18 protein-coding genes are annotated in these 18191 nt (G+C 63.8%); 7 read left to right on the forward strand and 11 right to left on the reverse strand.

What is annotated here, in order from left to right; translation table 11 throughout:
* Window positions 1-10 precede the first annotated feature (10 nt).
* The 6 genes from N8A98_RS07750 to N8A98_RS07775 all read right to left on the reverse strand — a co-directional run bounded on the left by N8A98_RS07750 (window position 11) and on the right by N8A98_RS07775 (window position 5062).
* The gene (locus N8A98_RS07750; RefSeq protein WP_262170433.1) at window positions 11-853 is read right to left on the reverse strand and encodes a metal ABC transporter permease; all 843 of its coding nucleotides are present in this window, start codon (window positions 851-853) and stop codon (window positions 11-13) included.
* A complete protein-coding gene (locus N8A98_RS07755; RefSeq protein WP_262170434.1) occupies window positions 850-1704 on the reverse strand; it encodes a metal ABC transporter permease in 855 nt (284 codons plus the stop codon). Before N8A98_RS07755 ends, N8A98_RS07750 begins: the two co-directional genes overlap by 4 nt.
* Window positions 1701-2579, reverse strand: a complete 879-nt coding sequence (locus N8A98_RS07760) for a manganese/iron ABC transporter ATP-binding protein (protein WP_262170436.1) — start codon at window positions 2577-2579, stop codon at window positions 1701-1703. Before N8A98_RS07760 ends, N8A98_RS07755 begins: the two co-directional genes overlap by 4 nt.
* Window positions 2576-3466 (reverse strand): metal ABC transporter substrate-binding protein, encoded by an 891-nt coding sequence (locus N8A98_RS07765; protein WP_262170437.1) that lies wholly within the window; start codon window positions 3464-3466, stop codon window positions 2576-2578. The genes N8A98_RS07760 and N8A98_RS07765 overlap by 4 nt, the downstream gene beginning before the upstream one ends.
* A 119-nt stretch (window positions 3467-3585) precedes the next feature.
* Window positions 3586-4017: an ester cyclase gene (locus N8A98_RS07770; RefSeq protein WP_262170439.1), complete on the reverse strand. Its 432-nt coding sequence runs from the start codon at window positions 4015-4017 to the stop codon at window positions 3586-3588.
* Between the two features lie 85 nt (window positions 4018-4102).
* A complete protein-coding gene (locus tag N8A98_RS07775; RefSeq protein ID WP_262170441.1) occupies window positions 4103-5062 on the reverse strand; it encodes a zinc-binding alcohol dehydrogenase family protein in 960 nt (319 codons plus the stop codon).
* Window positions 5063-5303: 241 nt separating this feature from the next.
* On the opposite strand from N8A98_RS07775, the gene N8A98_RS07780 reads away from it, so the two are divergent.
* From N8A98_RS07780 to panC, 4 genes are all read left to right on the forward strand, one after another.
* Complete coding sequence (locus N8A98_RS07780) at window positions 5304-6212, forward strand: LysR family transcriptional regulator (protein WP_262170443.1); 909 nt, start codon at window positions 5304-5306, stop codon at window positions 6210-6212.
* A gap of 197 nt (window positions 6213-6409) precedes the next feature.
* On the forward strand, window positions 6410-7216 hold the full coding sequence (panB, locus tag N8A98_RS07785; protein ID WP_262170445.1) for a 3-methyl-2-oxobutanoate hydroxymethyltransferase: 807 nt from the start codon (window positions 6410-6412) through the stop codon (window positions 7214-7216).
* Window positions 7206-8417, forward strand: coding sequence for a bifunctional phosphopantothenoylcysteine decarboxylase/phosphopantothenate--cysteine ligase CoaBC (gene coaBC / locus N8A98_RS07790; protein ID WP_262170447.1), 1212 nt, complete (start codon window positions 7206-7208; stop codon window positions 8415-8417). Before panB ends, coaBC begins: the two co-directional genes overlap by 11 nt.
* Window positions 8414-9259 carry a pantoate--beta-alanine ligase gene (panC, locus tag N8A98_RS07795; RefSeq protein WP_262170449.1) on the forward strand — a complete coding sequence of 282 codons (846 nt, stop codon included), beginning with the start codon at window positions 8414-8416 and terminating at the stop codon, window positions 9257-9259. The genes coaBC and panC overlap by 4 nt, the downstream gene beginning before the upstream one ends.
* A 13-nt stretch (window positions 9260-9272) precedes the next feature.
* Here the strand turns inward: panC and N8A98_RS07800 are convergent, their stop codons facing one another.
* The 3 genes from N8A98_RS07800 to N8A98_RS07810 all read right to left on the reverse strand — a co-directional run bounded on the left by N8A98_RS07800 (window position 9273) and on the right by N8A98_RS07810 (window position 12896).
* A complete protein-coding gene (locus tag N8A98_RS07800) occupies window positions 9273-10193 on the reverse strand; it encodes an ABC transporter substrate-binding protein (RefSeq protein ID WP_262170451.1) in 921 nt (306 codons plus the stop codon).
* Between the two features lie 64 nt (window positions 10194-10257).
* The gene (locus tag N8A98_RS07805; RefSeq protein WP_262170453.1) at window positions 10258-11472 is read right to left on the reverse strand and encodes an MFS transporter; all 1215 of its coding nucleotides are present in this window, start codon (window positions 11470-11472) and stop codon (window positions 10258-10260) included.
* A gap of 74 nt (window positions 11473-11546) precedes the next feature.
* On the reverse strand, window positions 11547-12896 hold the full coding sequence (locus tag N8A98_RS07810; RefSeq protein ID WP_262170455.1) for an MFS transporter: 1350 nt from the start codon (window positions 12894-12896) through the stop codon (window positions 11547-11549).
* A gap of 146 nt (window positions 12897-13042) precedes the next feature.
* Between N8A98_RS07810 and N8A98_RS07815 the strand changes: the two genes are divergently transcribed.
* Window positions 13043-13870, forward strand: a complete 828-nt coding sequence (locus tag N8A98_RS07815) for a MipA/OmpV family protein (RefSeq protein WP_262170457.1) — start codon at window positions 13043-13045, stop codon at window positions 13868-13870.
* Here the strand turns inward: N8A98_RS07815 and N8A98_RS07820 are convergent.
* Complete coding sequence (locus N8A98_RS07820; RefSeq protein ID WP_262170459.1) at window positions 13867-14769, reverse strand: SMP-30/gluconolactonase/LRE family protein; 903 nt, start codon at window positions 14767-14769, stop codon at window positions 13867-13869. The genes N8A98_RS07815 and N8A98_RS07820 overlap by 4 nt on opposite strands.
* Before the next feature lie 140 nt (window positions 14770-14909).
* Between N8A98_RS07820 and N8A98_RS07825 the strand changes: the two genes are divergently transcribed.
* Both N8A98_RS07825 and N8A98_RS07830 read left to right on the forward strand, forming a co-directional pair.
* Window positions 14910-15686, forward strand: a complete 777-nt coding sequence (locus N8A98_RS07825; RefSeq protein ID WP_262170461.1) for an NAD-dependent epimerase/dehydratase family protein — start codon at window positions 14910-14912, stop codon at window positions 15684-15686.
* Window positions 15683-16732, forward strand: a complete 1050-nt coding sequence (locus N8A98_RS07830; protein ID WP_262170463.1) for a LacI family DNA-binding transcriptional regulator — start codon at window positions 15683-15685, stop codon at window positions 16730-16732. Before N8A98_RS07825 ends, N8A98_RS07830 begins: the two co-directional genes overlap by 4 nt.
* Window positions 16733-16806: 74 nt before the next feature.
* Here the strand turns inward: N8A98_RS07830 and N8A98_RS07835 are convergent, their stop codons facing one another.
* Window positions 16807-18021, reverse strand: coding sequence for an ROK family transcriptional regulator (locus N8A98_RS07835; RefSeq protein WP_262170465.1), 1215 nt, complete (start codon window positions 18019-18021; stop codon window positions 16807-16809).
* Window positions 18022-18191: the final 170 nt, after the last annotated feature.

Below are 18191 nucleotides of genomic sequence, written 5' to 3' on the forward strand. Positions count from 1 at the left end.
AGATCCCGTCCTACGCTGCAGCCAGCGGCGCCGGCCGTCGCATTGTCGTCACCACGAAGGTCACGATAAACGTCGCTGACATCAGCAGTACGATGGTCGGCGCGGGCGCCGAGTCGATGAAGAAGCTGGCATAGATGCCGACCAGCGAGGACACCACCGACACCGTCACCGCGATCAGCATCATCGGCGCGAAGCGCTTGCTGATGAGATAGGCTATGGCCCCGGGCGCCACTAGCAGCGCGATCACCAGCACGATGCCGACCGCGGTCAGCGCCGCGACGATGGTCAGCGAGAGTAGCGCCAGCAGCCCATAATGCAGCACGCGCACCGGCAGGCCGATGGCCCCAGCCTGCTGCGGATCAAAGGTGAAGAGCAGCAGGTCACGCCATTTGGCGAGCACGATCGCCGTCACCACCAGCGCAATGACACCGGTCTGGATCAGGTCCCCAGTGCTGACGCCCAAAATGTCGCCGAACAGGATATGGTCGAGATGCACATCGGTCTGAATCGAGGTGTAAAGCACGATGCCCAGGCCAAACAGGCCCGAAAACACCACGCCCATCACGGTGTCTTCCTTGATGCGGCTGTTTTCCTTGAGATACCCCACCGATAGGGCGCAGCCCATGCCGGCGGCAAAGGCGCCGATGCCCAATGGCAGACCAACGATATAGGCCAGCACCACGCCGGGCAGCACGGCATGGGAGATGGCGTCGCCCATCAGCGACCAGCCCTTGAGCACTAAAAAGCAGGAGAGCAAGGCTGTAGGGATGGCGACCATGACGGCAATCGCCATGGCCGAAGTCATGAAGGGAAAGTGGAACGGCCAGAGCGCGTAGACGAGGAACTCGTTCATTTGGCGATTTCCTCGGCGGTGCGGCGCTTGGCAGCCAGCAGGCCATGCTTGGGCGCAAAGAAGAAGGCGAGCAGGAACACCCCGGTCTGCAGCACAACGATGACGCCGCCCGTCGCCCCATCAAGGAAGAAGGAGATATAAGCGCCGAAGAGGCTCGACAAAGTGCCCACCGCCACCGCAATCAGGATCAGCCGCGGAAAGCGGTCGGTGAGGAGGTACGCAGTGGCCCCCGGCGTTACCACCATGGCGATGACCAGGAATGCCCCCACCGTCTGCATGGCCGCGACGGTACAAGCTGCCAAAAGGGTGAAAAAGATCACCCGCAGCACCGGCGGATTGAGCCCGATGGTGCGGGCGTGGCTTTCATCGAAAAAGGTGACCATCAGATCCTTCCAGATCACCAGCATGATGGCCAGCGTCACCACGGAAATGATCACCAGCTGCAGCGTATCCTCGGGCGTCACCGCCAGGATATTGCCCATGACAATGGTCTGGATATTCACTGCCGTCGGCGACAGCGAAATCATGAACAGGCCCAGGCCAAAAAACGCGGTGAAGATCAGCCCGATCACCGCATCTTCCTTGAGCTTGGTGCGCTGGGTCAAAAACAGCATGGCCCCGGCCGCCAGCCCGCCGGAAAAGAAGGCGCCCAGCGAAAAGGGCAGGCCCAGCATATAGGCCCCGGCCACGCCGGGGACGATGGAATGGCTCAGCGCATCGCCAATCAGCGACCAGCCCTTGAGCATGAGATAGGCCGAGAGGAACGCGCAGACGCCGCCGACCAGGGCCGAAACCCAGATGGCGTTGATCATGTAATGGTAGTTGAAGGGCAGCAGCAGGGTTTCGATCATTTTTCGACCGGGTCCGACTGCCGCGTTTTCATCTTGCCCTCTTCGCCATACATGACCAGCGGGCGTTCATCATCGGTCAGCACCGAGATATGGCGCGGATCGTCGTCATCATGCAGGTCCGAGCCGGCCAGCACGAAATGGCGCAAGGCGCCGCCAAAGGTGATTTCGAGCCATTCGCGGGTAAACACTTCCGCGGTCGGGCCGGAGGCCAAAACCGTGCCCTTGACCAGCACCGTGCGGTCGCAGAATTCGGGAACCGAGCCTAGATTATGGGTCGAGACCAGCATGACCTTGCCCTCATCGCGGAGCGCGCGCAGCAGGGCGACGATAGAATCCTCGGTCTTGACGTCAACGCCGGTAAACGGCTCGTCGAGCAGGATGACCTCGCTTTGCTGGGCCAGAGCCCGGGCAAGGAAAACACGCTTTTTCTGCCCGCCGGAGAGTTCGCCAATCTGGCGGTGGCGGAATTCGAGCAGGTTCACCCGCTCCAAGGCCTCGGTCACCATCTGGTGGTCGATGGCGCGCGGACGGCGCAGGATGTTCATGTGGCCATAGCGGCCCATCATCACCACGTCTTCCACCAGCACCGGAAAATTCCAGTCGACATCTTCGGATTGGGGCACATAGGCGACGAGATTGCGCTTGAGCGCCTGCCCGCCGGGCACGCCCAGAATTTCCACCGATCCGGCGGCCAGCGGCACAAAGCCCATAATGGCCTTGAACAGGGTGGATTTGCCCGAACCATTGACCCCAACCAGCGCGGTGATCGAGCCGCGCGGGATGGAGAAGCTGGCATGCTTTATCGCGGTCGTCCCGTTACGGTAAGCGACGGTGATGTCGCTGACCGCCAGGCCCGGTTGCTGGGCGGCATTCATGGCTCGAGGCCCTTTACGATGGTGGAGGTGGTGACTTTGAGTAGATCGATATAGGTCGGCACCGGGCCATCGGCTTCGCTGAGCGAATCCACGTAGAGCACGCCGCCATATTTGATGCCGGTTTCGCGCGCCACCTGTTCGGCGGGCTTGGAGGAGATGGTGGATTCCGAAAAGATCGCCGGCACGTCATTGGAGCGCACTTCATCGATCACATGGCGCACCTGTTGCGGGGTGCCCTGCTGGTCGGCATTGATCGGCCAGAGGTAGAGTTCCTTGAGCCCAAAATCGCGCGCCAGATAGCTGAAGGCGCCTTCCGAAGTCGCCAGCCACCGCCGCTCCTCGGGGATCGCGGCAAGAGCCACGCGGATCGGCTCGACCGTCGCGGTAATCTCCGCCGAATAAGCGGCGGCATTGGCATTATAGGTCGCTTCATTAGCCGGATCGGCCGCGACGAACGCCTTGCGGATGTTCTCGACATAGATCAGCCCATTGGTGGGCGACATCCAGGCATGGGGGTTTGGCTTGCCCGCATAGGGTCCCTCGCCAATGCCCATCGGGTCGACGCCCTCGGTGACCACCACATTGGGCACATCGCCCAGATTGGCGAGGAATTGGGCGAACCATTGTTCCAGGTTCAGCCCGTTCCACAGGATCAGATCGGCATCCTGCGCCGCAATCAGATCGCCGGGGGTCGGCTGGTAATTATGAATCTCGGCGCCGGGCTTGGTGATCGACACCACATCGGCCGCGTCGCCGGCAACGTTGCGCGCCATATCGGCGATGATGGTGAACGTAGTGACGGCTTTCAGACGATCCTGAGCGGAAGCCGGCAGCGAGGCGAGGACAAAAGCGGACACAGCAAGCACACAAAACAAGCGACGACGCATCGGGCACTCCAGAACGGGACCCCCGATCAATAGTGCAATTGCAAATCATTCGCAACAAAGAAATGCGACCGGCCCACGCCATTCAAAGACGAACGGCTTAACCTGAGAACTGTCAGACACTACGATACCGGCGCTGCTCCGATCTGTTGCATAAGACCCAAAAGGTCCGGCTGCCCGCGCTCCTCGACGATCTTGCCATTGGAAACGCGGTAAAAATTCACCGCCTGGACGGCGATCGATCGCCCGGTGGCGGGAATCCCAAAAAAATCGCCCTGGTGCGTTCCCCGCATGGTGAAGCGCGCTGCAATCCGCATATCGCCGGCTCCCAGCTCTTCGGCAATTATCTCTTCCAGCGCCCATTGGATGTCGGGGAAACCGCTGCGCATCATCCCGATGATGGCAAGATAGCCGCCAAGGCCGTGCATGGGCTCGCGCTGGTTCGGGACGTGGAAGATTGCCTCACTGGCGATCAGCGCATTGCCGAGCGTCTCGTCGGCCGTGTTGATGAACTCGACGAAGCGCCGCATGAATGCGTCGGCAATGGCAGACATGATATCTCCGTTAAAAATCGTTGGCGCGGTCGGCCGCCCGCACGCCAGGCGTTTCGTCCCAAGCTCGGGTCACCGCGAACGCGTGCTAGGTGGTCAGGACAACGATCTTTCCGGCCGCCTGGTTTTGCTCCATCCAGCGATGGGCCACGACGACGTCGCCGAGCCGGGCGCTGGGGCCAAGCGGCACTTTCAGCTTGCCGGCCGCAATGTCTGCCAGAATGCTGTCGAGCGGCATTGCCATGAACTCGGGCACGCCGCCCGAATAGGTGGTCAGCCGCACATAATTGGGAATGACATCCATGGGCGCAAAATTGTCGAAGGCCCAGCGGTCGCCGACCATGCCGGCCATGCAGACGGCGCCGCCCGGACGGGCGCAGAGGAGGGAATCGGCCAGGGTGCCTGTGCCCACCAATTCGAGGACCTTATCGACTTTTTCGGTGCTGGCGCCCAGATGCCCATCATCCACGACAGCCTCGTTGGCGCCGTGCTCAAGCAGAAGAGCCGTACGCGTTGCCTGGCGCGTCGTGCTCAGCACATAGGCGCCGTGGTTGCGAGCAAGGCCCGCCGCGGCAAGGCCGACCGAAGTCGAGCCGCCTCGAATGAGCAAGCGTTCACCGGGCTGCAGGTCGAGTGCCTTGAACACCGAACCCCAGGCGGTCTGGAACATTTCGGGGACGGCTCCGATAATTTCCCAGGGCAGCTCGGATGAGAATTTTCGAATCTGGTTGGCCGGCACGCAGGTGAATTCGGCATAGCCGCCATCGAACTGCCGGCCCATGCCGCCCATCACGGTGGCAATCGTATCGCCGACCGCAAATTCGCCACCAGGGGCGTGCTCGACGACCCCCACGGCCTCGATGCCCAGAACACGTGGGAACTGAACGTCCGGGGAATGTCCCTGGCGAGTGAACAGCTCGGATCGGTTGAGCCCGAAGGCCTTTACCTTGATCAGAACCTGGCCGGGCTTGGGCACCGGGACCGGGATGGTCTCAATGTGGAGGACTTCTGGGCCGCCGGGGCCCCGCATCACGGCTGCTTGCATCATCGACATTGGGCTACCTGCCTGCGTTCAGGCACGCCAGGACCAGCGCGGGTGCCATTTGCGTTGAAAGAGCGCCGAGCAGCCCCCGCATGACAGCTTTGGAGTTCAGCGCGGCGAACACCGCAGCTGCGGGCATCAATCTCTTGTACATCATCGGCACCTCTTGCGAGGCCCAGACATAGCGCGCTGCCTTTTGGTTCGGTATTGGGCTATAAGTTGGTTCAATCGTGCGTGGGAGTTGGGAATGCAGGAGCTGACCGAACTGGAGACCTTTGTTGCGACGGCGCGGCTTGGCAGTTTCGCTGCGGCCGCACAGCAACTCGGCATCTCTGCCACCATGGTCGGCCGCCGTATCCAGAACCTTGAAGACCGCTACGGCGCTCGCTTGCTCGAGCGGACGACGCGGGTTCATAAGCTGACAATGTTCGGCACGCAGTTTCTGGAGCAATCGATCCGCATTCTCGATGAGCTTGCGGTCCTTGATGAATTGTCCAGTCCGGCTGCCGCGCTCAAGGGGAGCCTGCGCATCTCGGCCCCAACCACGCTGGGCGTTACGACACTGGGACCGGCAATCGCCGAATTTGCCAGGGCCCATCCGGCACTGTCGGTGGAATTGTCGCTGTCGAACCGGCGGGTAGATCTTGTCGCCGAGGGCTATGATCTGGCGATCCGTGTCGGCGATCTTCCCTCGTCCACGCTGGTGAGCCGGCGCATCGGCACCTATCGCCTCATCTGCTGCGCCGCACCATCGTGGCTGGCCCTGCATGGGCGACCGGCTGCGCCCATGGATCTGGCCACGGGCGGCTGCATCGTGAACAGCAATTTCAACCCGCCCGATGTCTGGCACTTCACCGGTGCCAAGGGCGAGGCGATTGCCGCCAGGATTTCGGGCGCCTTGCAGCTGGATAGCGACGAAGCACAGCGGATCATTGCACGGCAGGGCGGCGGCATCGCCTACCTGCCGGCCGATCTGGTGCGGCCAGACCTGCAGGATGGCAGCCTGGTCCAGTTGCTAGAGGACTTCGGCACGGATTCCATGTCCATCCATGCGATCTACCCGTCGCGCCGGCTGCTGCCCAAGCGCGTTGTCGCGGCGATCGATGCACTTGCCGCAGCGCTCAGCCGCAGCGACTTTGCGATCTCCCGGCGATGACTCAGGAGCGCGCCTCGAAGTCCGATTAGGGCCTGGTGTGAGGACTGGACCCACTTCAGGTACGTGCCGCCGCATTGGCCGCGAGGCTTGCCGGCATCGCCCCAGTGCCGCGGGAACACCGACATAGCCTTGAGCGCGCGAACGCATTAATGAAGGCGCGCGGGGGCACGCGGTCTTCGCCAAATGCAGGGAATGCCATGTCCGTCCAGAGCCAGGCCAAGCGCCTTACCACGCGCGATATACGGGCCAAGAAGCGCAGCGGCGAGAATCTCGCCATGCTCACCGCCTATGATTATGTGACCGCGGCCCTGCTCGATCAGGCAGGAATCGATATCCTGCTGGTCGGCGACAGCCTGGGCAATGTGGTGCTGGGACATGAAACCACCCTGCCCGTCACGCTGGACGACATGATCCGCCATGCGGCCGCCGTGCAGCGCGGCACCAATCACGCGCTGGTGGTGTGCGACCTGCCCTTCGGCACCGCGACCGACCCCGACACAGCCTTGCGCAATGCGGTCACCCTGTTGCAGCAGACCGGGGTCCAGGCCGTCAAGATCGAGGGCGGGGCAGCAGCCGCACCGACCGTTTCCCGGCTGGTCGGGCAGGGCATTGCCGTCATGGCCCATATCGGGCTGACGCCGCAATCGGTGCATCAATTGGGTGGCTATTACCGCCATGGCAAGCAGGAGAAAGAGGCGCGCGAGCTAATCGCATCGGCCAAGGCGCTGCAGGCGGCGGGCGCCTTTGCCATCGTGCTGGAATTCCTTGTGCCGGAACTCGCCGCCGAGATTACCCAGCTGCTGGACATACCCACCATCGGCATCGGCTCGGGTGCCGATTGCGCCGGGCAGGTGCTGGTGATCAACGACCTGATCGGGCTGAGCGTCACCCCGCCGCCCGGCTTTGCCAAGCCGAAAGCCGATGTCGCTGCGATTGTCCGCGCCGCCGCCACTGCCTATATCGCAGAGGTCAAAACTCCAAAGGACCCCTCCCTTGGCCAGTAACATCCTCATCGCCGTCACCGGCAGCATCTCAGCCTACAAGATTGCCGATGTCGTCTCCGCCCTCACCAAGCAGGGCCATCAGGTGCAATGCATCCTGAGCGCCAGCGCGCAGCAGTTCATCACCCCCTTGGTGCTCGAAACGCTGAGCGGGCGGCCGGTCAAATCGGACCTGTTCGGCGCCGATATTTCGGGCACCGAGCATATCGATCTGGCGCGCTGGGCCGATGTCTTTGTCGTGGCCCCGGCCACGGCCAATGTGCTGGCCAAGCTGGCGCTGGGCCTGGCCGATGACCTGCTGACCACGGTGGCTCTGGCTACCAGGGCACCCATGCTGATCGCGCCGGCCATGAACACGGTGATGTGGGAGCATCCCGCCACCCAGGGCCATCTGCAAACGCTGCAGCAACGCGGCGTCGGCGTGATCGATCCGGCTGCCGGAACGCTGGCCTGCGGCGAAGTGGGGATCGGCAAATTGGCCCCCATCCCCGCCATTGTCGCGGCCATCGAAGCGGCCCTGGTTCAGCCTGCCACCGATCTTGCCGGCACAACGGTGCTGATCACCGCCGGTCCCACCACCAGCCCGATCGACGCGGTGCGCTATATTACCAATCACTCGACCGGCCGCATGGGCGCGGCCATGGCCGAGGAAGCGCTGCGGCGCGGCGCTTCGGTGCGCTATGTGCTGGGCATGGACAAGGGCGTGGTGCGCCCGGTTCCGCCCAGGGACAGTGCCAGCCGCTTCACGCTGGTCGAGGTGCAAACCGCCGAGGAGATGGCCCAGGCCGCGCTGGGTTTCCTGCCGCAGGTCAATGGCGTGATCGCCACCGCCGCCGTGCTGGATTATCGCGTGGCCACCCCGTCGACCAATAAGCTCAAGCGCGCCAGCGAGGCCGTGGCGCTCGATATGGTGCCCTCGGTGGACGTGCTGGGCGCCTTGAAGGACGCTGCCACCAGCCAGTGGTTTTTGGGCTTTGCCGCCGAAACCGATAATGTCGAAGCCAATGGCCGCAAGAAGCTCGAGGGCAAGAAACTCGATTTCCTGTTTGCCAATCCCGTCGCCCGCAGCGGGGAAACCAGCGCCACCGGATTTTCCGTGCCCACCAATGGCGGCACCTTGTTCCGCGCCGGGGGCGAGGCGCTCGCCCTGCCGGTGATGAACAAGACCGAGCTCGCCAAACGCCTCTGGGACCTGATTGCATGATCACCATATTGCGCACCATCGCCGAGGTCCGGGCCTGGCGCGACAGCCTGCCCAGCACGGAGAAACTGGGCTTCGTGCCGACCATGGGCGCGCTCCACGCCGGCCATATCAGCCTGATGGAGCTGGCCCGCCGCCATGCCGACCGCACCATTGCCAGCATTTTCGTCAACCCGCTGCAATTCGGGCCCAATGAGGATCTGAGCAAATATCCCCGCCCCATCGAGCAGGATCTCGCTCTACTCGAAGCGGCGGGCGTCGACGCGGTGTTTCTGCCGCCGGTGCATGAGCTCTATCCGCCGGATGCTTCCACCTTCGTCACCGAGGACAGCGTTTCGAGCCATCTCTGCGGCGCGGTGCGGCCCGGCCATTTCCGGGGCGTCACCACGGTGGTGCTCAAGCTCTTCAATATCGTGATGCCGGATCTGGCCGTATTCGGCCAGAAAGACGCCCAGCAATGCGTGGTGATCGAGCGCATGGTGCGCGATCTCAACCTGCGCGTGCAGATCCTGCGCGGCCCCATTGTGCGCGAGGCCGATGGCCTGGCGCTGAGTTCGCGCAACATCTATCTCGAACCCGCCGACCGCCAGGCCGCCCCGGCGATTTTCAGGAGCCTTGAGGCAGCCCGCAAAGCCTTCGAGGGCGGCGAACGCGACGCCGCCGCGCTCGCTGCCATCGGTCGGGCAAGCCTGGCCGGCGAGCCGCGCATCTCCCCGCAATATTGGGAAGTGCGCCACCCGCAGAGCCTTGAACCCATTGCAACGATCGGCGCCGAAGGCGCTCTCCTTGCCGTCGCCGCGCATCTGGGCAATACGCGGCTCATCGACAATCTGTTGCTGGGCTAGCGGCGAGCCGCCATCAGCGCGTCGACGCGATCTCGTAGATGCGCTCGATATCGTCCAGCGCCAGATGGGCCGCCAGGATCCCGCCGGCGGTTGCCCAGACGGTGTCGGACACGCCATAGACATGGCCGGCTTTGGCCACGGCCAGGTTCTGCCAGAGCGGATCGCTCAGCCAGTTCTGTTCTTCCTCGAGCGCCAGCCCGTCGCCGGTTTCGTAGGAGAAATACAGCAGCCGGTCGCCATCGAGTTCGGGAATGCGTTCCTTGGTGATCGGCTCGGCCAGGCCGGGCTTGTCCTGGGCCTGCGGCCGGCCGAAGCCGATATCGCGCAGGATGGAGCCCGAGAAACTGTCATTGTCATAGGCGTAATTCTGCCCGGCGATGAAGCGCACCAGCCCCACCTTTTCCGCGCGGCGCTCGCCCAGGGCGGCCTGGATGGCGGTCACCCGACGCTGGTAATCGGCCAGCGCCACTTCGGCTTCCGCGGTCTTGCCGGCGGCCTCGGCATAGACCGCCAGGTTTTCCCGCCACTGGCCGGTAATGTTCTCGACAAACACCGTGGGGGCGATGGCCGAAAGCTGATCGTAGATCTTTTCGTGCCGCTTCTTGTTGCCGATGATCAGGTCGGGCTGCAGCGCGGCGATGGTTTCCATGTCCGGCGCCAGTTCCTCGCCAACCAGCGTTGTATCGGCCAATTGGGCCGCGACATGGTCGAACCATGGATTGGCATTGGCCGAACGCACCGCGCCGACCGGCACGATGCCCAGCGCCAGCAGGTCCTCGGTCGCCTCATTGGTGAGGGCAACGATGCGCAGCGGCGCGTCGGGCACAGTGGTCGTGCCCATGATATGGGTGACGTCGCGGCCAAAGGCTGTGGGCGCGAGCAGGGTCAGCATGGCCGGGATGGCCAGAAGCGAAAACAGGCGGCGAGTGATCATCTTTGGTCCATAAAAATGACAATAGAAGTCATGTTTGGACATCAATCCTGCGGCAGCGGTGAAGTCAAGCCGTCTCGCGCCGCCGCAGCCGCCGCATGATCGGCACCATGGCCAACCCGCCCAAAGCCGGCACCACGGCCAGCGCCAGCCAGGGAATGGCCGCCGCCGGCGAGGGCACGAGCGATAGATCGAGAATCGGCCCGAGCAGCACATTGCCCACCAGCACGGCGAGCCCACCCATCGAGGCCAGCGCACCGTAATAGATGCCGGTCGGTCGCCCTTTTGCAAAGCGGGGGATAATGTCCATGGCGATGGGCTTGACGATCATCTGCCCCAGGATCAGCAGCACGACCATGGCGATGGCCGGCAGCAGCCGCAGCATGCCGGGCGGCGCCGGCAGCGTGGCGCACAAGGCGGTAACGCCAAAGGCCAAGGCCATCAGCAGGAACCCGGTGGACAGGCTCGCCGTCCAGTTGATCTTCTGCGCCAGCCGCGCAATCGGCATTTGCAGCACCACGATCATCACCGAGGCGATCATGAACAGCGGCGCCAGGTCCATATCGGTGCCCCCGGCCCGGGTCACCTCGACCGGCAGGGCAAAATAGAGCTGGTTATAGCTGAACAGAAATCCCGCATGGGCCAACGTGAAGGCGAGAAACAGCCGGTCGGTAAAAGCATGCCACCAGACGCCCTCCTGCTTGAGCACCGGCATTGTGTCCGCCCGTGGCAGACAGAGATGCAGCACGATATAGGCCAGAAGGAACACAGCGGCGCCGGCAAAGGCCATGGCCTGAAAGCCAATGCCCAGCAGCAAGGCCCCGAGCAACGGCCCGACCACCGCGCCCAGTTCGCCCCACACCGCCAGCCGCGCAAAAAACTGCACCCGCGTGCCCTTGCCACGGCGCGCCGCTTCCTCGCCCACCTGGGCGGCCAGGGTCGATATCGCGGGCGAAAACAACGAACCGGCCAGCCCCGTCAGGCAAGCGCCGATCAGCACGGTTATGAAATTATCGCTCAGGCCCAGCGTGACGAAACCCACCACCCGCAGCATACAGCCGAGCAGGATCAGCCGCCGGGCGCCCAGCTTGTCGGCAAAGCCACCGCCGATGACGTAAAGCCCCTGCTGGGAAAAGGTCCGCAGTCCCAGCACCAGCCCGATGGCGGCGCTTTCGAGCCGCAGGTCGTCGCGCATGAAGGCCGCCAGAAACGGCACCACCATGTAGAACCCGACCATGAAGATGAACTGGTTGGACAGCAGCAGAAAAGGGGCAATGGGCACGCGGCTACCAGGCTGGGCGGATCACTATCGCCCAGCCATGGCCGATTGCCGGCGCGCGAACAAGGCCAATTGCGTCAGGCCGGGCTGGCTTTGGCGCCCTCGCCGTCCAGGTCGTCATCATCCGGGCCACCAGCATAGGCCGCCGAGAGCTGGCGGTAATATTTCGAGCGCAGCGCCAATATGGTCACGACCACGCCCACCATGCCGGCCAGCGTAAACACCAGCGCAATGCCCCGCGCCGGCCCGGTGCCGAACCAGCCGCCAATGGCATCGGCGCCCGCGCCATCGGTCATGAATGGAATAACGACGAATTGGGTCAGCGGGCCGATCAGGAAAGCGGTCAGCGGCGAGGCCGATTGTTCGACCGATTGGGCAAAGCCGAAAACCCGGCCTTGTCGTTCGAGCGGCACTACCTTTTGCAGCGTTGTGTGTTCGGCGGCCTCGGCATAGGGCCCCAGCAGCATCCAGATGAAACAGCCGCCCGCCAAAAGCCAGATCGAGGGCTGGATGGTGAAGACGCAGCACACCGACCAGGTGATCAGATTGACCAGCAGCAGCGTGCGCAGCGGATTCCTGCCCAGCCCGGTTTTGGCAATGATGATGCCGCTCAGGATGAAAGCGGTCGAGAGCACGCCGAACAGCAGGCCCCAGACCTGCACCGACACCAGCGACAGGCCATAGGCGTCGAGCAGCGCCATGAATATGCCGCCCAGGAAATTGTTGAAGGTGGCAAAAAAGATCAGTGCGAACAGGCCCGGCACGGCGGCGATTACCGCGATCGTGCCCTTGATATCGACCCGCTTGGGCTCGACCGGTTCGCCCGGCACGGCTTCCACGCGCCCCTCGTCGATCCGCACCGGAAACAGATGGGCGAAGGTCAATAGCGTCAAGACCAGCGCCAGCGCCAGCGTCGCCACCATGCCGCCCCAGGCCACCAGGAACCCGCTGATCACCGAGGTGGTCAGAAAGCCGATGCCGGTGACCATGCCGACCAGCCCATTGGCCTTGTCGCGGCGGTCCTCGGGAATAAGGATGGTGACCAGGGTGGGCAATGCGATGGAGCGGATATTGCCGGCAATGACGCCCAGCATGACCAGGAGCACCAGGATCCAGAGCTGGGGACCATAGGGATTGGTGAAGGCCTCGGCCGGCGAGAGCAGCACCAGCGCCAGCGATACGGCATAGAAGGCCGCCGACACCACGCTCGAGCCCAGCATGGCGAGCTTTTTGGGATTGTGATCGACAATGCTGCCCAGCCAGAAGCCGAACCCGGCGGTGAACACCAGATAGACGCCGGCAATCATGCCGGTGGCGAACACCGATTGGGTCTCGATATAGACCCAGAAGGTCAGTGCGAACCACACGGTAAAGTTGGTGACGTTGGCAATCAGATTATTGCCCAGCAGATGATAAAACGGGGTCATCGGCGCCTCTCCTTGCCGGCGCGGCAGGCTAAGACGGCGCGGCGCGATGCTCAACCCCATTTACCCGCGCTCGTAACAAGAGCGTAAGCATTGCTGGTGCATTGATCGTGCCTGGCCGTCCGGCCGTCGTACCACCCGGAGCTTGCATGCCTCTTCATCGCCGCCTGATGGCCATCCTGGCGCTGGGCGCCGCTTCTGTCGGCCCCGCGCAGGCGGCAAATTTCGACCTCTATGGCGCGGCACCCGCTGAATTGGCGCCGATCCAGCCGGAAGCCGACTTCATCGTCATTCTCGGCCTGGGTGTGGGCACGGCTGCCGCCTATGAGGGCGCCTCGGACTATACGATGACGTTCAAGCCCATCATCAAGGTCGAAAAGCTGCAATGGGGCTGGATCGATATCGACGGCGAGAAAAGGCCCGGCGGCTTCAAATTCTCGCCTTCGGCCGGCTATGAAGGCGAACGCCGTAGCGAAGACCATGCGGCCCTGACCGGGCTCGATGATGTCGGCGCCACTTACGCGCTGGGCGCCCGCATCGGCTATGAATTCGTGTTCGACGACACGCTCTCGGCCGAAATCTATGGCGCGGCGCGCTATGCCTTTGGCGGCGCCAGGGGCTGGGTCGGGGAAGCCGGCGTCGATATCACGGCCAAGCTCACCCCGGAGCTCGAGATTGTCGGCGGTCCCGTCGTCAATTTCGCCTCGGAAGGCTACATGGACACCTATTTCGGTGTCACCCCGGCCGAATCAGCCGCATCGGGCGGACGCCTCGAGGCGTTCGATCCCAGCGGCGGCGTCAAATCGGTGGGGGTCAAGCTCGAGGCGCGCTACGAATTCGTGCCCGACACCTTTGTCAGCCTCAACGCCTCCTATAGCAGGTATGTCGGAGACATCAGCCAGTCGCCCGTGGTCAAGGCCGGCAGCGAGCAGCAGTTTACCGTCGGACTAGGCCTGGCGCGGCGCTTCTCGTTCTAGGCTTGCTGCGGAACGCCAAACCGGCAGACCGGCACGCCGGGCACCGCGACGCGGAATTGCACCACGCCGTCGCGCCCCTCGGCGTCACTGCCTGAATTGAGGCTGGTAACAAAGATCGTGCGCATATCGGCCCCGCCGAAACAGGGCATGGTGGGGTGGGCCAGCGGCAGGTCGACCCAGCCGGTCAGCGTACCATCGGGGGCAATGCGGTTGATGCGGCTGCGGCTGGGTGCGGCCGACCAGTAAAAGCCATCCATATCGCAGGCGGCCCCATCGGCACGGCCACTGGCCTCGTCCCGGTCGCGCAGCCGGCGGCGATTGGCGATGTGCCCGGTGCCGGCATCAAAATCCCAGGCATCCACCCACATCTGCCCGCGCGAATCGGAGTGGTAAAGCGTGTTCGCTTCCCGGTTCCAGGCCAGCCCGTTGGCAATGGTCACCCCGCTCGCCAGCACACTGACTTTGCCCGCTTGCGTGACGCGATAGAGCCGCCCTTCCGGCTCGCCGGGACTGCCAAAGTCCATGCTGCCGACATAAAAGGCGCCGTCCGGCCCCACCTTGCCGTCATTGAACCGCATATTGGGCTTGGCATGCTCGACCGCGGCAAGCGGCGTTCTTGTGCCGGTGGCGATATCGACCAGCTCAATTGTGCGCCGGAACGCCACCACCAATTGACCGGGGCCGGCGAGGCCAAAGCTGCCCACCGGCTCGTCAAAGCGTAGCGCCTGCCGCGTGCCGTCGCCTAGCGACAGGGCATGGATCACGCCCGCCTCGATATCGCACCACCAGAGCCGATTCTGTGCAGCGTCCCAGACCGGGCTTTCGCCCACGCCGAAGCGCTCGCGCACCAGAAATGTCACCGGCCCCAGGGCCAATTGCTCACGCGCTGTCTCGCTCACGGCATACTCCCGATTCGGGCCAGGCGCCCCCATGACGCTATCTTGCCTCAAGACCCGATTAGTCATACCAACTTTTGCACCACTCAATCGGCAATCGTGCCACGCCAACACTTTCCGGCGCGCATAAGGGCTTCGGTTCCATGTCCCGCATCCTGCTCACCGGAGCCTCCGGCTATCTGGGAACACAGCTTCGCCCGGCGCTTGTCGCGCAGGGCCATGCCGTGCTGGCCACCGATATGCGCCCCGCACCCGATGGCACTGATATCGCGCTTGCCGATCTGGCCGATGCCGCAGCCATTGACGCGCTGATGGCGCAGCAGCCCGATGCCGTACTGCATCTGGGCGGCATGGCCAATGAGGGCGACTGGGACCTGATCCTGCGCGCCAATATCATAGGCTGCTACAATATTTTCGAAGCCGCCCGCCGCCATGGCGTGCGCAGGGTGATCTATGCCTCGTCCTATCACGTGGCCGGTTTCTACCCCACGGCGCAAGCGCCGCTGCCGGTGGATGTGCCTTTTCGCCCCGACACCCTCTACGGCGTCTCCAAGGCCTTCGGGGAGAACCTGGCCCGGTTCTATTTCGACAAATACGGCATTCAGTCGCTGTCGATCCGCATCTGCTCCGCCCATAGACCGAAAACGCCGCGCGAATCCCGCAATTGGTGCGATCCCACCGATCTGGCCCGCATGGTCGGCCAGGCGCTTGCCGTGGACGAGCTGGGCTGCCAGACCCTTTATGGCATCTCGGACAATCCTGGCGCTTTCTTCACCAACCCGCCCGACAACGCGCTGGGCTGGGCGCCCCAGGGCAGCTCGCTGCTGCACGATTTCCCCAATCCGCGTGCGCCGATCGATCTCGAGGATCCGGCCAATATGTTCCTGGGCGGCGGCATGGCCCGCCGCGTCATAGAATGAAGCCGGTGCAGCACAAGAAGGTCGGTTTCAAGGAGATCGCGCTGGCGGCCGATGTCGCCATTTCGACCGTGTCGCACGTGCTCAATGGCACGGCGCCGATCTCGCCCGAAGTCCGCGCCCGCGTGCTCGATGCTGCCGGCCAGCTCGGCTATCTCGCCAAGCGCCGGGAAAAAGCCTCCATTGCCGTGCTGCGGTCCATTCTTTTGGCCGTGCCCAGCGATACGCTGCCGCACAATGAATTCAACCTCTTCTCCTGGACGCTGCTCAGCACGCTGATGCGCGAATGCGAGCGGCGCGCCATTCGCGTCGTGCCCATCGAAATCGACCGCCCTGACATCAGCGGCGATAGAATCGTCGCCGAGGCGCGCACCGCCGAGGTGGACGGCATATTGCTGCTCAGCGAAGACCGCCGCGACGTGCTGCGCGATATCGCGGCCTCGGAAATTCCGGCCGTACTGATCAATGGCGAAGATCATGAAATGCAGATCGACAGCGTCACCCCCGGCAATCGCTTTGCTGCGCGTTACGCCACCAATTGGCTGATCGAAGAGGGGCACCGCTCGATCTTGCATCTGACCTGGGAAGGCCGCTCGACCATTCGCCGCCGCCGCGACGGTTTCCTCGACGCCTTCCGCGCCAATGGCCTGCCGCTCGACACCGCCCATATCCACCTGGCCGAAGGCTTTTTGCCCGATCAGGGCGAAGCCGCGCTCACCGCCTGGCTCGCCGAGCATAATGGCCTGGGCGGAATCACGGCCATTTTCTGCGCCGCCGACAACCTTGCCCTGGGCGCTCTCGCCGCGCTGAGCAAGGCCGGCCTCACGCCGCCCCGCGATGTCTCCATTGTCGGCTTTGATGGCGTCGCCATCGGCGAATTGACCACGCCGGCCCTCACCACGGTCAGCGTCCCCCTCGAACATATGGGCACCGCGGCCCTGCATCTGCTCGAACAGCGCATCGTCAACGCCGCCCAACATCCCCCCGCCCACCGGCTCGAACTGGGGTGTCGGCTGACCATCCGCAATAGCGCGAGAAGGCTGGGTTAAGCTCGATCTGCACCCTCCCCCTTGCGGGGAGGGCTGGGGAGGGGTCGGTTGGCCCCGATGTCAGTGGCTCCCCCTCACTCTTCCCCAAACAAATCCGCCATCAATTGCCGCCGCGCCATTTCCAGCGCCCCGGCCAGCCCGGCCCGCGCCCCGGTATTGCTGGCGACAATCGGCACCGGCCGCTCAAAGCGCGCTGCCAGTTCTGCCTGCACCCGCTCGATCAATTCGGGCCGCGCCCCAACGCTGCCGCCCAGCACCACCAATTCGGGATCAACCAGCGCAATCAGCGACACGATCCCCAGCGCCACATGCCCCGCCAACTCATCAATTGTCTGCAGCGCTCTGGTATCGCCCGCCGTGGCGAGGTCAAAAATCGCCCGCACCGACACATCCGCCGCGCCGCCGCGCCGCGCAAAAGCCTCGCGAATGCCGGCCTCGCCCACTATGGTTTCAAAATGCCCCTGCGCCAGCGAGCGCGCCGTGGTGCGATGATCGGGCAGTGGCAGATAGGCGATTTCCCCCGCTCCGCCATTGGCGCCGCGCAGCAGCCTGCCATTGACCATCAGCCCCGCGCCGACCCCGGTGCCCAAAGCCACAAAGGCGATATCGCGCTTGCCCTGACCACTGCCGCTGGCAACCTCCCCCAGCAGCGCCAGATTGACGTCATTCTCGATCGAGACCGGGCAATTCAGCGCCTTAGTCAGCCGGGCATGCAGATCAACCGCCTCGAGCCCCGGCAGATTGGCGGCCAGGTTCAAAATCCCCGTCGCCGGATTGACCGCCGCCGGCACGCCCACGGCACAGGCCTGCACGCGAAAGCGCTGCACTCCGGCGGACCGCGCCAGCGTCTCGGCCAGATCGACCACTTGCCCCACCAATTGATCGAGCCCGCCCACAGCCGTCGGCACCACGGTTTCAGCCAGCACAGCCCCGCGCAGATCGACCAAAGCCGCGGCAATCTTGGTGCCCCCGATATCAAAGCCCAGCGCCAAAGCCGCATCGGGCCGCAGCGCATAGCTCAGGCTCGAACGGCCCGGCAGGCCATTGAGCGGGCCGGCCACCTGCACCAGCCCGCGCTGTTCCAGCACCGACAGCAATTCGGACACGGTCTGTTTGGAGACCCCGACCCGTTTGGCGAGCGCGGGGCGTTGCAGCGCGCCGGAATCGATCAGCACCTCGACCAATTGGCGCAGATGGCGCGGCGGCGAATCTGAGGCACGTGCCTTGGCCGAACCGGATACTGCCCGCTGCCGCTCCCTAGGCGCTTGATTTATCTGCCAATCTTCCATTCAAGATATACTCCGTCCCCTCCATTGGCCGGCATAATGCCATTCGTGCAATTTTTTTCTAGTTGATTCACCGGCCAAGTGACGCAATTATACCAATGCAGCAACCTAAAGCGCCAGAAAGACGATGAAATCGCGCTGGCCCCGGATGCTTCACTGATTGGAGGATCACA

The sequence above is a fragment of the Devosia neptuniae genome (assembly GCF_025452235.1).
GTDB lineage: Bacteria > Pseudomonadota > Alphaproteobacteria > Rhizobiales > Devosiaceae > Devosia.